General features: G+C 62.4%; 10 protein-coding genes, 1 tRNA gene, 2 rRNA genes and 1 pseudogene (1 of these 14 running past the window's edge). 4 read left to right on the forward strand and 10 right to left on the reverse strand.

Features of this window, described 5'->3' with window-relative positions; translation table 11 throughout:
• Positions 1 to 111 precede the first annotated feature (111 nt).
• Positions 112 to 552: a GFA family protein gene (locus ACVMIM_RS32220; RefSeq protein WP_041003733.1), complete on the forward strand. Its 441-nt coding sequence runs from the start codon at positions 112 to 114 to the stop codon at positions 550 to 552.
• A gap of 19 nt (positions 553 to 571) precedes the next feature.
• Here the strand turns inward: ACVMIM_RS32220 and ACVMIM_RS32225 are convergent, their stop codons facing one another.
• From ACVMIM_RS32225 to ACVMIM_RS32245, 5 genes are all read right to left on the reverse strand, one after another.
• Entirely contained in the window at positions 572 to 1,333 is a 762-nt protein-coding gene (locus ACVMIM_RS32225; RefSeq protein ID WP_476116984.1) for an SDR family NAD(P)-dependent oxidoreductase, read from the reverse strand.
• Between the two features lie 11 nt (positions 1,334 to 1,344).
• Positions 1,345 to 2,157 (reverse strand): ABC transporter permease, encoded by an 813-nt coding sequence (locus ACVMIM_RS32230; protein WP_476116986.1) that lies wholly within the window; start codon positions 2,155 to 2,157, stop codon positions 1,345 to 1,347.
• Positions 2,157 to 3,020: an ABC transporter permease gene (locus ACVMIM_RS32235; RefSeq protein WP_476116988.1), complete on the reverse strand. Its 864-nt coding sequence runs from the start codon at positions 3,018 to 3,020 to the stop codon at positions 2,157 to 2,159. Before ACVMIM_RS32235 ends, ACVMIM_RS32230 begins: the two co-directional genes overlap by 1 nt.
• Positions 3,021 to 3,097: 77 nt before the next feature.
• Positions 3,098 to 4,261, reverse strand: coding sequence for an ABC transporter substrate-binding protein (locus ACVMIM_RS32240; RefSeq protein ID WP_476116989.1), 1,164 nt, complete (start codon positions 4,259 to 4,261; stop codon positions 3,098 to 3,100).
• Positions 4,242 to 5,378: an ABC transporter ATP-binding protein gene (locus ACVMIM_RS32245; protein ID WP_476116991.1), complete on the reverse strand. Its 1,137-nt coding sequence runs from the start codon at positions 5,376 to 5,378 to the stop codon at positions 4,242 to 4,244. The genes ACVMIM_RS32240 and ACVMIM_RS32245 overlap by 20 nt, the downstream gene beginning before the upstream one ends.
• Positions 5,379 to 5,496: 118 nt before the next feature.
• Here ACVMIM_RS32245 and ACVMIM_RS32250 point away from each other — a divergent pair, with 118 nt between their 5' ends.
• The 3 genes from ACVMIM_RS32250 to ACVMIM_RS32260 all read left to right on the forward strand — a co-directional run bounded on the left by ACVMIM_RS32250 (position 5,497) and on the right by ACVMIM_RS32260 (position 8,740).
• Positions 5,497 to 6,309, forward strand: a complete 813-nt coding sequence (locus ACVMIM_RS32250; RefSeq protein ID WP_476116993.1) for a LuxR C-terminal-related transcriptional regulator — start codon at positions 5,497 to 5,499, stop codon at positions 6,307 to 6,309.
• 199 nt (positions 6,310 to 6,508) lie between these two features.
• Entirely contained in the window at positions 6,509 to 7,150 is a 642-nt protein-coding gene (locus ACVMIM_RS32255) for a GntR family transcriptional regulator (protein WP_476116995.1), read from the forward strand.
• A 234-nt stretch (positions 7,151 to 7,384) separates the two neighbouring features.
• Positions 7,385 to 8,740: a glutamine synthetase family protein gene (locus ACVMIM_RS32260; RefSeq protein ID WP_476116997.1), complete on the forward strand. Its 1,356-nt coding sequence runs from the start codon at positions 7,385 to 7,387 to the stop codon at positions 8,738 to 8,740.
• Between the two features lie 50 nt (positions 8,741 to 8,790).
• On the opposite strand, the gene ACVMIM_RS32265 is transcribed toward ACVMIM_RS32260, so the two are convergent.
• The 5 genes and pseudogenes from ACVMIM_RS32265 to ACVMIM_RS32285 all read right to left on the reverse strand — a co-directional run.
• Positions 8,791 to 9,966 carry an acetate/propionate family kinase gene (locus ACVMIM_RS32265; protein WP_476116999.1) on the reverse strand — a complete coding sequence of 392 codons (1,176 nt, stop codon included), beginning with the start codon at positions 9,964 to 9,966 and terminating at the stop codon, positions 8,791 to 8,793.
• 62 nt (positions 9,967 to 10,028) lie between these two features.
• Positions 10,029 to 12,411: pseudogene (locus tag ACVMIM_RS32270) on the reverse strand (phosphoketolase family protein).
• 478 nt (positions 12,412 to 12,889) lie between these two features.
• Positions 12,890 to 12,966, reverse strand: a tRNA-Met gene (locus tag ACVMIM_RS32275).
• A 223-nt stretch (positions 12,967 to 13,189) separates the two neighbouring features.
• A 5S ribosomal RNA gene (gene rrf / locus ACVMIM_RS32280) occupies positions 13,190 to 13,304 on the reverse strand.
• A 261-nt stretch (positions 13,305 to 13,565) separates the two neighbouring features.
• A 23S ribosomal RNA gene (locus tag ACVMIM_RS32285) occupies positions 13,566 to 15,526 on the reverse strand; it runs 919 nt beyond the window's last position.

Raw genomic sequence — 15,526 nt, forward strand, 5'->3', positions numbered from 1 at the left:
CTGCACATTGCTGGCCCAAACGGGCGGAGGGAACCGGATACCTGCTTGTACTGTTCCCCGTATGCGCCGCAGGCCGACAGGACGATTTCCGAAACACCCAGGAGTGATCAGATGGAAAGCAGAGTCGATACGGGCGCATGTTTTTGCGGAGCGGTTGCCGCCGAGATGCAGGGCGATCCGTTCTGGATCTGCTTCGATCATGACGACGACTGCCGCCGTGCGATTGGCAGCCCGCTGACCATCTGGGTCGGCTACCGGCCGGACCAGTTCCGCTTCACGCGCGGCCAACCCCGGAACTTCTCGAGGACGAAGGGTGTCGTTCGCACCTTCTGCGGCAAATGCGGCACCTCGATCACCTATCGCGACGAAGGGCTGAGCGACGAACTCTATGTCACCATCGGCTTCTTCGATCATCCGGAGCGGTTCAAGCCGCATGCCCACGCCTATTGGCGCCTTCGGCTGCCTTGGCTGGAATTCGCCGACGATCTGCCGCGCATCGACGCCTACTCGCGGCGCCGCGATCCGACATTCGGAAATCCCAACGACCGGTAGCCGATTTGCCAAGAGAGCCTCAGCCGATGCTCTCGCCGCCGTCGACCACCAGCGCCTGTCCCGTCATGAAGGACGAGCGATCGGAGACGAGGAACAGGATCGCCTCCGCGATCTCCTCCACGCTCGCCCAGCGCCCCATCGGGATCTTGGTGCGGACATAATTTTCGATCGCGTCGCGCCCGCCCATCTGCGCGATGAACGGCGCGTTGAACGGCGTGTCGACCCAACCCGGGCAGAGCGCGTTGATGCGCACATTGTGCTTGGCGTAGTCGAGCGACATCTGCCGGGTCATCGCCACCACGGCATGCTTGGACGTGGCATAGGCGATCATCTCGCGGTCATAGAACACGCCGGAATTGGACGCCGTGTTGAGGATGACGCCGCCGCCTTGCGCGATCATCGCCGGCATGACGGTCTTCGCCGCCAGGAACTGAGCCCGCACATTGATGCGCCACGAGGCGTCCATCCCGTCGGTGCCCACTTCCGTTAGCGTGCCGCCGACCTGGATGCCGGCATGGCTGTGCAGGATATCGATCCGGCCGTGCCGATCGAGCGTTCCCTCGATGAGGCCCTCGACGGCCGTATCGTCGCCGACATCGGTGGCGATGGCCTCGGCGCGGCCGCCGGCTTCGCGGATGTCGGAGGCCGTTGCTTCGCCGGCCGCCGGATCACGGTCCGCGATCACCACATGCGCCCCTTCCCTGGCCATGATCATCGCCCCGGCGCGCCCTATGCCCGATCCGGCGCCAGTCACCACGGCGATACGGTCTTTCAAGATCATGGACCTGTCTTTCAAGGCGATGGCTTCCGGCGCCCGAGCTGCCATTGCGCAAGCAGCACGAGCAGGACGGACGCGGCGAGCACGATCGTGGCGATGGCGTTGATCTCCGGCGTCACGCCGCGCCGTATCGAGGCGAAGACGTAGATCGGCAGCGTCGTCTGCGCGCCGGCGACGAAGAAGGCGATGATGAAGTCGTCGAAGGAGAAGGTGAAGGCGAGCAGGAAGCCCGCGATCACCGCCGGCATGATCTGCGGCAGCACGATCGAGCGGAACGTCGTCAGCGGCGTGGCGTAGAGGTCGCTCGAAGCCTCGACCAGGTTGCGGTCGAGGCTGCCGAGCCGGGTGCCGACGATCATCGTCACCAGCGCCATCGAGAACAGGCCGTGCGCGGCGATGATCGAGCCGTAGCCGAGCGCAAGGCGCGGCGGCTGGTCGGTCGGCCAGAGCGACGCGAGGAACGGATTGACGGCGGCAAAGAGCTGCACCAGCGCCACCAGGGTCGAGATACCGATGACCACGCCCGGAACGACGATGGCCGCGCCCAGCAACGCGTCGAACAGAGCCCGCGTCCGCGTGCCGACCCGCTGCAGCCCGAGCGCCGCGGCCGTGCCGCAAAAGGCTGCGAGCAGCGCGCTCGTCGTGGCGATGAGCAGGCTGTTTTTCAGCGCCTCGACCAGGAAAGGATTGGACAGCGCCTTGCCGTACCATTGCATGGAAAAGCCGGTGAATTCGCTGGCATGATGACCGGCGTTGAAGGAGAACAGCACGACCAGCGCGATCGGCAGATAGAGGAAGGCAAAGACGGCAACGACGAAGGCACGCATCAGATCAGGTCCACCCGGCGTGCGCCCGAAAGGCGGGTCGAGATGCGGTTGGCGACGATCAGCACCACGACCGAAACCAGCACCAGCGTGATGGCGATGGCCGATCCGAACGGCCAGTTGCGCGATTGCAGGAAGAGATCGACCAGCGCGTTGCCGATGAAGAACACCTTGCCGCCGCCGAGCAGCGTCGGGATCAGATATTCGCCGAGCAGCAGGATCATCACCAGCGAGAATCCGGTCATCACGCCGGGCAGCGAAAGTCTCAGCGTCACGCCGAGAAAGGTCGACAGCGGCGTGGCACCCAGATCGGCCGAGGCTTCCAGCAGCCGGCGGTCGAGCCGTTCCAGGCTGACATAGATCGGCAGGATCATCAGCGGCAGATAGCCGTAGACGATACCGAGCAGCACCGCGCCCGGCGTGTTGATCAGCCTCAGATCCTCGATGCCGATATAGGCAAGCAAAGCCGGGATGCCGCGCCCGCCGAGGATGTACATCCAGGCATAGGTGCGCATCAAAAGGCTGGTCCAGAACGGGATGACGATCATTGCGAGCAGGATCAGCCGCCAGCGCTGCGGCGCGCGCAGCGCCAGATAATAGGCGACAGGATAGGCGACGAGCAGGCAGGCCAAAGCGCCGATCGGCGCCAGCACCATGGTGTTCCAGAAGGCCGTCGCCCGCGCCGGCAAATTGGCGTATTGCGCGAAGGTCAGCGCCGCCTGATAGCCGCCCTCCGGCGCCCGCTCGCCGACGCTGAAGATGGCGATGGCGACGAAGGGCAGCACCAGGAAGACGACCAGCCACAGCGTTGCCGGAGCAAGCAGCAGCGCCGTCACGAGATTTTTGCGAAAGAGACTGCCGCGCATCGGGAAAGCCGGTTGGGAGCCGGCGGGCATTTGCCCGCCGGTCGCATTGTCTGGATCGGGTTTGTGGCCGGTCTCGCTCAAGCCGACTTGAAGCGCGCCATCAACTCGGCGCGGCCCGGATCGGTGAGCGTCGCGGCGGCGCCGAATTCCAGCGGCTTCAGCAGCTCGGCCGCCGGATAGAGGATCGGGTTGTCGAGCACTTCCTTGGGCAGCAGCGCGTTGACCCGTGCATCCGTGCAGGGCGCGCCATTGGCCAGATGCTCCTTCACCGCGACCTTCGGATTCATCAGGTAGTTGAGCAGCGCATAACCGGCCGGCTTGTTCGGCGCATCCTTCGGGATCGCGTAGAAGTCGGTCCAGATCTCGCCGCCCTCCTTGCCGAGCACATAGGCGATCTCGGGGATGTCGCGGTGGAGCTGCGCGCCGTCATTGGTCCAGCACATCGTCATCCAGGCATCGCCCGAGCGCATCGACGGCTGATAGTCGCTCGACACCGCGAACAGATGCGGCTTCACCTTGAGCAGAAGCTCCTCCGCCTTGGCGAGCTCGTCCTGCTTCAGCGAGTTGAACGAGTAGCCGTAATATTTCAACGCGTTGCCGATGGTGGTGAGCTGGTAGTCGTGCACCATGGTGCGGCCGTCGGCCTCGGTCATGGCCGTATCCCAGAACTCCTTCCAACTCGACATCGGCTTGGAAAGCTTCTTGGTGTTGACGGCAAAGCCGGTCGTGCCCCAGTTCTTCGGCACGGCGTAGATCGTGCCGTCGATCGTGCCTTCGGCGGTGAAGCGCGCATCTTCCGACTTGCCGTCGAAATTCGGAAGCTTCGCCATGTCTAGCGGCTCGATGATACCGAGCTTCTTATAGGTCGAGATCGTGTAATTGGTCGGCACGAACAGGCTCCAGCCCGAGCCGCCGGCCTGCAGCTTGGCCAGCATCTCCTCGTTCGAGCCGAAGACGTTGACCTCGACGGCCACACCTGTCTCGGCCTTGAAATTCTCGAAGGTCTGCGGGTCGTGATAGTTCGGCCAGGTGGCGATCGACATGCGGTCGCCGAGATTCTCGGCCGCATAGGCCGGCGTCGGCATGATACCGAGCTCGCGCGCCATCACCGCGGTCGCGACACCGAGGCCGGTGAGGCCGAGGAAGTCGCGCCGGCTGATCGAGCCGCGCTTCAGGCGCATCAACTGGTCGACGAATTTGTCGGGGGTTATCGGCAGTCCGTCACGATACGATTTCGGCATGTTGGTCTTCCCTCTGGTTTGTCCCGTTATTGTTGGCGTGCGGAAACGCCAGCGGCGCTCCGGCGGCAAAGCCGATGGCGACGGGTTCGCCCGGCTTGAAGAGATTGCCCTGGCCGATCACATGGTCGGCCTTGGCGAGCAATGATCCGATGCCTTGGATCTCGATCGCGTATTCCGCCGTCGAGCCCAGGAAAATCCGGTTGCGGATAACGCCTTTCAGGACGCCGCCTCCCGGCGCCGAAAGGCTGAGCGATTCCGGCCGCAGGCTGACGGATACGGCCTCGCCCCGGCTGAGCGGCACCCGTTTGCGCGCTGCAATCACCGTGCCGTCGGCGAGCGCGACGTCGACGAGGTCGCCGGAGAGACCGGTCACCCTGCCGCTGACGAGATTGGTCTTGCCGACGAAATCCGCCACGAACAGGTCGGCCGGCTCGTCATAAATTTCGCTCGGCTGTCCGAGCTGGACGACTCGGCCGCCATTCATGACGCAGACGAAATCGCTCATCGACAATGCCTCTTCCTGGTCGTGGGTGACCAGCACGAAGGTGATGCCGATCTCGCGCTGCAGGTTCTGCAGCTCGATCTGCATGTCGGTGCGCAGCTTCTTGTCGAGCGCCGCCAGCGGCTCGTCGAGCAACAGCACCGCCGGCTTGTTGACCAGCGCCCGTGCGAGCGCCACCCGCTGCTGCTGGCCGCCGGAAAGCTCGTGGATCTTGCGGCGACCGTAGCCGGCGAGCTGCACCATCGAAAGCGCCTCGCCGGCCCTTGTGGCGATCTCGCGCGACGACAGCCTGGGCCTCGCCTGCCGCAGCCCGTAGGAGATGTTCTCCTCGACATCGAGATGCGGGAACAGCGCATATTGCTGGAACACCATGTTGACTGGCCGCCGGTAGGGCGGCGTGCCGGCCATGTCGCGGCCGCGGATCAGCACCTGGCCCTCGCTCGGCTGCTCGAAGCCGCCGATCATGCGCAGGCACGTCGTCTTGCCGCAGCCGGAGGGACCCAGCAGCGCGACGAAAGCGGAAGGCGGGATGGCAAGGTCGATGCCGCTGACCGCGGTGACGGCGCCATAGCGCTTGGTGACCGCGCGAAATTCGATATCGGGCACTGCAGTCAAACCACGGGCTCCAGCGACAGCGTGAGGCAATATCATGACGCTAGCAGAGCCAATGGCACCTAGTATATACCTCGCAGGTGGTATATTCAGCCGATTTTATCATTTTGAGGGGTATGGATTGGCTGCCTCCCGCAGTGACGACTACAACGCTTTGGCCGTCGTGATCGCCGCGTCGCGCGAGACTGGCGGCGATCATTTCGGCAAGGCGATCGTCCGCTGGCTCAGCGGACATGTCCGCTTCGATCACTGCGTGATCTTCGGCTATCGCGGCGCCGCGCGACCGCCGCTGCTGTTCGAGACCTTCTCGCCGGCGGAGAGCCACATCTTCGTCGCGCTCTACCAGGAAGGGCCGTATTTGCTCGACCCCTTCCATCACGCCGCGGTCGAGCGCAAGGAGGGTTTCTGGCGCATGCGCGAGCTCGCCCCGGACCGCTTCTATGCCAGCGAATACTACCGCTCCTATTACAGCCAGACCAAACTTGCCGAGGAGGTCGGCTTCTTCGTGCCTTTAGCCGGCAAGGATGCGCTGGTGCTGTCGCTGATGCGGCTGCACGCCACCGGCCCGTTCGGAACGGCGGATGCCAGGCTGCTGCGCGACATGGCGCCGGCGGTGATCGGCTTCTGCAAGCAGCGCTGGCCCGCTTTGCCCGCCGAAGAGAGTGCCGCCCAGCCTTCAGGCGAAACCGTCGCAGCGGCCAACGAGCTCGACCGCGCGCATATCTGGAAGAGCCTTTCCCTGACCTCGCGCGAGAAGCAGGTCGTCGACCTGGTGCTCCAGGGCCATTCCACGGAATCGATCGCCAGGGCGCTGCGCATCGTCCCGGGGACGGTCAAGGTCCACCGCCGCAACATCTACCGCAAGCTGAAGATCAAGTCGCAGGCCGGCCTGTTCGCGCGCTTCGTCGAGATCATCGACGCCCGGACCGGATAGCAATGCCGGCCGCCCTTGCGGCGGCTCGCGTTGAGCGTCTATCGTGCGGCCGAAACGACCGGCCAGCTATTCCGGCGGCGGCCAGCTATCTCCGCGCCGGATCGAGTGACGAACAGATTTCAGGACCGATCAAGCAGCGCATAGCCAATGGCCGACAAAACACGCTTCGGACTGACCGCTGTCGATACAGTGCCCCTGCATGAAAAAGTCTATCTGGGTGCGGGCGCTGATGTCAGGCCAGCTCCAGCCTGGCCAGAAGCTGACCTCGCGCAAGCTCGCTAAGGAGCTCGGCACCAGCGATATGCCGGTGCGCAGCGCCTTCATCCGGCTGCAGGCGCTGAGGGCGCTGAGCCCGATGCCGAACGGCAGCGTCGAGGTGCCGCTGATTTCGGCCGACCGCTTCCAGCAACTGACCGACGTGCGCACGGTCCTGGAGGGCACGGCCACCGAGCTCGCGACAAAGTTCATCAACGGCAACAACCTGCGCGCCATCCGCCGTCTCAGCGCCCAGCTCACCCAGTCTGCCCGCAGCGGCGACATAGACGACTATCTGCGCAAGAACCACGACTTCAAATTCTCGATCTACCGCCATTGCGGCAACGAGCAGATGATCTTCCTGATCGAGACGGTGTGGATGCAGGTCGGCCCTTTCCTGCGCAATCTGCGCATCGGCTTCGAGGACGACCTCGCCGGCATTCTCGGCATCGACTATCACGAGGAGGTGGTGGCGGCGATCGAGGCCGGCGACGGCGAGCGGGCGCGGGCCGCGATCGTGCGCGATATCGCCGAGGGCGCTGCCCACATTCTCGGCCAGATAAGGTTTCCGGAACTGCGCCCCTGACAAGGCCGAACAAGCGGTTTTCGAATCCGGCTTGGCTTTCGGTCACCTGCCAGCTATGTTGCGATCGCAGATCGCACAATTTGGACCCGAAATGCCTCCCGATATCCCGGCTAGTGAATTGAAAAAATGAAGGAAAACCACCCGGCGCCAGCCGGGACGGCCTTCACGAACTCACAAGCTGAAAATTGGATATCGTAGCCGAGAGGGCTACAGCGCCTAGAAAAGGGGCTGGAATTGAGCGATGCGATTGCGGACGTTTTGAAGTGGCTGGACAGCAGGAAGGACATCCAGAGCCTGCGGGCGGCGGTGTGCGACCTGAACGGCATCATGCGCGGCAAGCGCATTCCGGTCGAGCAGGCGCGCAAGGCGCTTGAAGGCAAGCTGCGCATGCCCTACTCGGCCATCGGCCTCGACATCTGGGGCGAAGACATCGAAGGCAACGCCCAGGTGTTCTCGACCGGCGATGCCGACGGGCTCTGTCATTGGACGGGACGAGGCATACTGCCCGTCAACTGGACGGCGCACCCGACGGCGCTGTTGCCGGTCTGGCTGGCGGACGACAGCGGCGCCCCCTATCTCGGCGATCCGCGCCGCGCGCTCGCCCGCATCCTCGACCGCTATGCCGAGCTCGGCCTGACTCCCGTCACTGCGACCGAACTCGAATTCTACCTTGTCGACCCGACATCGCAGCGGCCTGTCGGGCCGGTCTCGCCGGTGACCGGGCGGCGTCTCGATTCCGATGCGGCGCTTTCGATCGACGAGGTCGACGATTTCGAAGCCTTTATCCACGATATTTACGAAGCCTGCCGCATGCAGGACATTCCTGTCGACACCGCCATTGCCGAGAACGGCGTCGGCCAGTTCGAGATCAATCTCAACCATGTGCCCGACGCCCTGCGCGCCGCGGACGACGCCGTGCTCTTCAAGCGCACCGTGAAGGGCATCGCCCGCAAGCACGGCTTCGCCGCCTGTTTCATGGCGAAGCCCTATGGCGAGCGCGCAGGCAATGGTTTCCACGTCCATTTCAGCGTCCTTGACAGGCACGGCCGCAACATCTTCGACGACGGCTCGGACCAGGGCTCCGACACAATGCGCCACGCTGTCGGCGGCCTGCTTGCCGCGATGGCGCAAAGCACGCTGGTGTTCGCGCCGCATTTCAACTCCTACCGCCGGCTGCGGCCGCGATCCTATGCCCCGACTGCCGTCGCCTGGGGTTATGAAAACCGCATGGTGGCGATCCGCATTCCCGGCGGCCCGTCGGCCGCGCGACGCATCGAGCATCGCGTCTCCGGCGCCGACGCCAATCCCTATCTGGTGCTGGCGGCGATTCTCGGCGCGGCGTTGATCGGCATCGAGCGCCAGCTCTCGCCCGGCGAGCCGACGGGCGGCGAGGGTCAGGGGCTGGCGCTCGCCAAGCTGCCGCCCGACTGGGCGTCCGCAATCGCTGCCTTCGAGGCCGGCCCGCGCGTCGCCGAAATCTTCCCGGACGTGCTGCGCGACGCCTTCGTCGCCTGCAAGCGACAGGAGCTGAACACGTTCGCGCTCAACGTCAGCGACTTCGAGATCGAGACCTACCTGGAGAGCGTCTAGATGCCAGAGCGCGATCCCGCGCATGCAGCTCGGCCAAGCAGCTGTCGTAGTCAACCCGCTTCGACATTGAGCAGCTCCGCAGCCACCGCACGCTCTTCGTCGGCCGCAATGACAAGCACGTCGACAGAGGAATCCCCGGTGCTGACCAATTCTTCGCTGTTCGCGTTCAGCTCTTTGTCGAGCGCAACGCCCAGCCATCCCGCGGTTTCGCAGATCCTCTGACGGATCAGCGGCGCATGTTCGCCAATGCCTGCGGTGAACACGAGCGTATCAAGCCCGCCGATCGCCGCGGCAAGCGACCCTATCTCACACCCGACACGATAGACAAAGAGATCGACGGCGCGCTTGGCCGCCGGATCTTTCGACCCAAGCAGCGTCTGCATATTCCCGGAGATGCCGGATACCCCGAGCAGACCGGATCGTTCGTAGAGCAGGTCGGTCAGTTCATCGGACGATAGCTTCCGGTCTTGCAAAAGGTGCAGGAGGACGCCGGGATCGATCGCCCCGCAACGCGTGCTCATGACGAGGCCGTCAAGCGTCGAGAAACCCATGGTGGTGGCATGACTTGCGCCCGCCTTCATCGCGCAAAGGCTCGCCCCGCTGCCAAGATGGGCAACGATCGTTTTGCCGCCGGCGGCGGCGCCGTAACGGTTGCGGAGCTCGTTGGCGATATGGCTGTAGGAAAGCCCGTGGAAACCATAGGACATAATGCCTTGCTCCGACATCTCGTGCGGCAGGCCATAGAGTCTCGCGAGACCGGGCTGCGTCGCATGAAAGGCTGTATCGAAACAGCCGACCTGGATGGCGCCGGGCAGAAGATCGCGGGCCAAGTCGACGAGGTCCAGGTTGATCGCCTGATGAATCGGGGCGAGCGGCGCGAGCCCGCGCAAGGCACCGAGCGTGCGCTGGTCGAGCAGCGTTGCGCGGGCAAATTCCCGGCCGCCATGCACGATCCGGTGCCCGACCCTGCGCACCCGGCGCAACAGGCCACGGTCCGCCAGATAGGATGCAACGGCTTCGAACGCCTCGTCGATGGAGATCGGTTGCTCGCCGAGGCTCTTGTCGAAGGGCGGCGTCCTCGCCGTGGGCGCGACGTGAAACCGGGGCCGCTCGCCGATCGACGAGACGCTGCCGCGCACCAGCAGATTAAGTTCGTCGCGCCCTTGAAAGGCGGCGAACTTTAGGCTCGATGAGCCGCCGTTAAGGACAAGAATAACATCCGTCATGGTCGAGTGGCTCCGGCCACTTTTGTGGGTCGGAAGCTCTCAGCCTGGCGCTTCGGCATCGGCTATCGCTCCCATTTCCAGCCGAGGATCTCTGGCATGTCCTGCCCATGCTCGCGGATATAGGCTTGGTGCTCGATCAGCTTGCCTTTCATGGCTTGTTTCAGCCGGATGTGAGCACCGGCCGGTTCGGGAATACGGTCGAGCACGCCCAGCACCAGATGGTAACGGTCGAGCCCGTTGAGCACGGTCATGTCGAAGGGGGTCGTCGTCGTCCCTTCCTCGTTGTAGCCGCGCACATGGATGTTGTCGTGATTGGTCCGCCGGTAGGTCAAGCGATGGATGGTCCAGGGATAGCCGTGATAAGCGAAGATGACGGGCTTGTCCCTGGTGAACAAAGCATCGAACTCGCGATCCGAAAGCCCGTGCGGATGATATTCCTTCGGCTGCAGCGTCATCAAGTCGACGACGTTCACCAAGCGAATCTTGAGCTCGGGAATGTGGTTTCTCAGGATCTGGACAGCGGCCAGTGTCTCGAGCGTCGGCACGTCGCCCGCGCAGGCCATCACCACATCCGGCTCGGCGCCGCCGTCGGTCGATGCCCAGTCCCATAAGCCGATGCCGGCCTCGCAGTGGACTTTCGCCTCGTCGATCGGCAGCCATTGCCAGGAATTGGCTTTGCCTGCGACGATGATGTTGATGCGGTTCCACGTCCGCAACACGTGGTCGGTCACGCAAAGCAGGCTGTTGGCGTCCGCCGGCAGGTAGACGCGCACGACGTCCGCCTTCTTGTTCAGCGCCACGTCGATGAAACCGGGATCCTGATGGCTGAAGCCGTTGTGCTCCTGCTGCCAGACATGGCTGGACAACAGATAGTTCAGCGAGGCGATCGGGCTCCGCCAGGGCAGATCGCGACAGGCGTCTAGCCATTTCGCATGCTGGTTGAACATGGAATCGACGATATGCGTAAAGGCCTCGTAGCAGGAGAAGAAGCCGTGGCGGCCGGTGAGCAGATAGCCTTCCAGCCAGCCCTGGCAGATATGTTCGGATAGAATTTCCAGAACCCGGCCCTCCCGCGCCAGGTGGACGTCCTCCGGTAGGATCTCTTCCATCCAGGCGCGCTCCGTCGCCTCGAAAACGTCCTGCAGACGGTTCGAAGCCGTCTCGTCGGGCCCGACGATGCGGAAATTCCTGCTGGCTTGGTTCAACGTCAAAACGTCGCGCAGGAAACCGCCCATCACGCGGGTGGACTCCGCCTTGACGCCGCCAGGCCGCTCGACCGGGACGGCGTGCTCATGAAGGGCGGGCAGATCGAGGGACCGGCGCAGCAGGCCGCCATTGGCATGCGGGTTGGCGCTCATGCGCCTTTCACCTTCCGGCGCGGTGGCGCGGATCGCAGCCACGGGCGCGCCGGCGGCATCGAAAAGCTCCTCTGGCCGGTAGCTTCTCATCCACTCCTCGAGCATCCTCAGATGCGCAGGGTTTTGCGCCAGGCCGGAGAGGGGGACCTGGTGGGCGCGCCAGAACCCCTCGGTCTTCAGTCCGTCGACCTCCTTGGGACCGGTCCAGCCCTTCGGGCTCCGCAGCACGATCATCGGCCATTTCGGACGCGACTGCGCCGTCTTCAGAGCCCTGCGGGCCGCATCCTGGATCGTCTTGATGCGCTCGAGCGCATCGTCGAGCACGATCGCCATCCGCTCATGCATCAGGGCGGGATCGTCGCCCTCGACAAACAGCGGCTCGTAGCCATAGCCGATGAACAGCGCACGCAGCTCCTCCTCGGGAATGCGGGCAAGAATGGTGGGATTGGCGATCTTGTAGCCGTTGAGGTGAAGGATCGGCAGCACCGCGCCGTCGAGTGCAGGGTTGAGGAACTTGTTGGAATGCCAGGAGGTGGCGAGCGGCCCGGTTTCCGCCTCGCCGTCGCCGACGACGCAGGCGACGATAAGGTCCGGGTTGTCGAAGGCCGCGCCATAGGCGTGCGAAAGCGCGTAGCCGAGCTCGCCGCCTTCATGGATCGAGCCGGGCACGTCGGGCGCCGCATGACTTAGGGATGCCGCCTGGAAACGAGAACTGCCGGAAGAGCTTCTTCATCCCGGCTTCGTTCAATGCGATATCCGGATTGACCTCGCTGTAAGTGCCCTCGAGGTAGGTGTTCGCCACCATGGCGGGCCCGCCATGGCCGGGACCGCAGATATAGATGACATTGGCGTCGCGCTGTCTGATAGCGCGGTTGAGATGCGCATAGATGAAGCTGAGACCCGGCGAGGTTCCCCAATGGCCGAGCAGCCGCGGCTTGACATGATCCGAGCGAAGCGGCTCGCTAAGCAGCGGATTGTCGAGCAGGTAAATCTGCCCGACGGTCAGGTAGTTGGCGGCACGCCAATAGGCATCTATGTCGTGCAACTCCTGGGCGGACAAGCGATTGGTGCTGGGACGCTCGGTCATTTCTCATTCCTTCGCTGGTCAAGCCGACGCCGGCTGAGGCACAACGCATTAATGCTGCCACCGGTTCACGACGGCTCGGCGTCAAGGCCGGTCGTTATCGTTCTATGCGGCGAAGAACGATCGAGCTTTGATCCAACGCAAATGCCCGCCAAGGCGGCACCCGCCTTGAACCCAAACCCGGTCGAGCCTGCAGAAGGCAACTTTTGGCGGCGCAGGAGCCCTGGATGGAGGGCGGCCGCCTCAATAGGATCCGGCGCTTCTTGGCCTGCAAGAGAAAGGCCCAGGCGGAGGTTACAAACAAAAACACTCCCGGAGCAGGGCTTTCGGGAGTGTTCTTGTATTTGGTTGGGGGGGCAGGATTTGGCTTTTTGTCCCGCGGCGTCGGCTTTGCCTGCTTGCGGGCCCCTGATGCAGGTTAAAATCGCCGGCTCTCGCAGCAAATACAAAAGAGCCCGCGCGAGGCGGGCTCTTTTGTATTTGGTTGCGGGGACAGGATTTGAACCTGTGACCTTCAGGTTATGAGCCTGACGAGCTACCGGGCTGCTCCACCCCGCGTCGAGATGTAGGTAAGTTTTGGCTTACCGGATTCAAGAGGGGCTGCCAAATGAAAGGGCCGCTTGCGCGGCCCGGGCTCCCGTTTGGCGGGCCTTTATGCATGTCGCCCAAAAGTGCCTGGCGGTTTTGGGACAACGACATGCATCACGACAATCGCAATGAGAAGATTTAGCTCCATCCGGATCCTTCTGATCCGGATGTGAGCCGAACGTGCGCTTTGCAGACCTGGCAGCGACCTACTCTCCCGCGTCTTGAGACGAAGTACCATCAGCGCTGGAGCGTTTCACGGCCGAGTTCGGAATGGGATCGGGTGCAGCCGCTCCGCCATAACCACCAGGTCGGCAAAACGCACGTTCAAATCGAGAAGCTTTCTGAGCGAATAGCGATGAGCGAGTAGCCGATAGGGGGTACCTATTTTCTGCTCTCTCTGAACTGTTCGCTGGTCTTTGTTGTGCCCTGGAGTTCTTTAGCCTGGCGCCTTTCGAAGCGAAGCTTCGCAAGGTCGACCGACCGTCGGCGCCGTTGCGCCGCACCCACGTAGCGCCGCCCGCAGGGCGGAACAAGCGTGAGTGAGAACAAGATGGATATAAGTAATGAGAACGATCAAGCCTATCGAACTATTAGTACCGGTAAGCTTCAAGCGTTGCCGCTCTTCCACACCCGGCCTATCAACGTGGTCGTCTTCCACGGTTCTCAGGGAATACTCGTTTCAAGGTGGGTTTCCCGCTTAGATGCCTTCAGCGGTTATCCCGTCCGGATATAGCTACCCTGCAATGCGGCTGGCGCCACAACAGGTCCACCAGAGATCCGTCCATCCCGGTCCTCTCGTACTAGGGACAGATCCTTTCAATATTCCTACACCCACGGCAGATAGGGACCGAACTGTCTCACGACGTTCTGAACCCAACTCACGTACCGCTTTAAATGGCGAACAGCCATACCCTTGGGACCTGCTCCAGCCCCAGGATGCGATGAGTCGACATCGAGGTGCCAAACAACCCCGTCGATATGGACTCTTGGGGGTCATCAGCCTGTTATCCCCGGCGTACCTTTTATCCGTTGAGCGATGGCCCTTCCACGCGGGACCACCGGATCACTATGACCGACTTTCGTCTCTGCTCGACTTGTCAGTCTCGCAGTCAGGCAGGCTTATGCCATTGCACTCAGCGAACGATTTCCGACCGTTCTGAGCCCACCATCGCGCGCCTCCGTTACTCTTTAGGAGGCGACCGCCCCAGTCAAACTACCCACCATACATTGTCCCGGACCCGGATAACGGGCCGCGGTTAGACATCCATAGTGATAAGGGTGGTATTTCAAGGGTGGCTCCACCTGAGCTGGCGCCCAGGCTTCAAAGCCTACCACCTATCCTACACATGCCACTACGAATGCCAATGTAAAGCTATAGTAAAGGTGCACGGGGTCTTTCCGTCTAACCGCAGGAACCCCGCATCTTCACGGGGAATTCAATTTCACTGAGTCTATGCTGGAGACAGCGGGGAAGTCGTTACGCCATTCGTGCAGGTCGGAACTTACCCGACAAGGAATTTCGCTACCTTAGGACCGTTATAGTTACGGCCGCCGTTTACTGGGGCTTCGATTCAGAGCTTGCACCCCTCCTCTTAACCTTCCAGCACCGGGCAGGCGTCAGACCCTATACGTCGCCTTGCGGCTTCGCAGAGCCCTGTGTTTTTGATAAACAGTCGCTACCCCCTGGTCTGTGCCACCCTCCCTAGCTTGCGCTAAAAAGGGTCACGCTTCTTCCGAAGTTACGCGTGCAATTTGCCGAGTTCCTTCAGCATAGTTCTCTCAAGCGCCTTGGTATACTCTACCTGACCACCAGTGTCGGTTTCGGGTACGGTCTATAAGGAGGAGCTATTTCCTGGAACCACTCCGCTGCCCTTTCAATCCGATAAGATTGGACAACTTGTGTGATCCGTCACTACCTCCAGGCCCACGAATATTAACGTGGTTCCCATCGACTACGCGTTTCCGCCTCGTCTTAGGGGCCGGCTAACCCTGCTCAGATTAACTTTAAGCAGGAACCCTTGGTCTTTCGGCGGGGGAGTCTCTCACTCCCCTTACGTTACTCATGTCAGCATTCGCACTTCTGATACCTCCACCGCCCCTCACGGGTACGGCTTCATCGGCTTACAGAACGCTCCGCTACCGCTCGTGATTGCTCACGAACCCTAAGCTTCGGTGTATGGCTTTAGCCCCGTTACATTTTCGGCGCAAAGACCCTTATTTAGACCAGTGAGCTGTTACGCTTTCTTTAAATGATGGCTGCTTCTAAGCCAACATCCTGGTTGTTTTGGGATCCTCACATCCTTTCCCACTTAGCCATAACTTGGGGACCTTAGCTGTAGGTCAGGGTTGTTTCCCTTTTCACGACGGACGTTAGCACCCGCCGTGTGTCTGCCGACTAGTACTCCCAGGTATTCGGAGTTTGGTTAGGTTTGGTAATCCGGTGAGGACCCCTAGCCCATCCAGTGCTCTACCCCCTGGGGTATTCGGTCGACGCTCTACCTAAATAGATTTCGCGGAGAACCAGCTATTT

The sequence above is a fragment of the Mesorhizobium sp. USDA 4413 genome (genome assembly GCF_056280365.1).

What these genes read in the sequence shown, in the direction of transcription:
- ACVMIM_RS32225 (WP_476116984.1), bottom strand. Translation starts at nt 1,333, where the DNA reads ATGATCTTGAAAGACCGTATCGCCGTGGTGACTGGCGCCGGATCGGGC.
- ACVMIM_RS32235 (WP_476116988.1), bottom strand. Translation starts at nt 3,020, where the DNA reads ATGCGCGGCAGTCTCTTTCGCAAAAATCTCGTGACGGCGCTGCTGCTT.
- ACVMIM_RS32240 (WP_476116989.1), bottom strand. Translation starts at nt 4,261, where the DNA reads ATGCCGAAATCGTATCGTGACGGACTGCCGATAACCCCCGACAAATTC.
- ACVMIM_RS32220 (WP_041003733.1), top strand. Translation starts at nt 112, where the DNA reads ATGGAAAGCAGAGTCGATACGGGCGCATGTTTTTGCGGAGCGGTTGCC.
- ACVMIM_RS32230 (WP_476116986.1), bottom strand. Translation starts at nt 2,157, where the DNA reads ATGCGTGCCTTCGTCGTTGCCGTCTTTGCCTTCCTCTATCTGCCGATC.
- ACVMIM_RS32265 (WP_476116999.1), bottom strand. Translation starts at nt 9,966, where the DNA reads ATGACGGATGTTATTCTTGTCCTTAACGGCGGCTCATCGAGCCTAAAG.
- ACVMIM_RS32255 (WP_476116995.1), top strand. Translation starts at nt 6,509, where the DNA reads ATGAAAAAGTCTATCTGGGTGCGGGCGCTGATGTCAGGCCAGCTCCAG.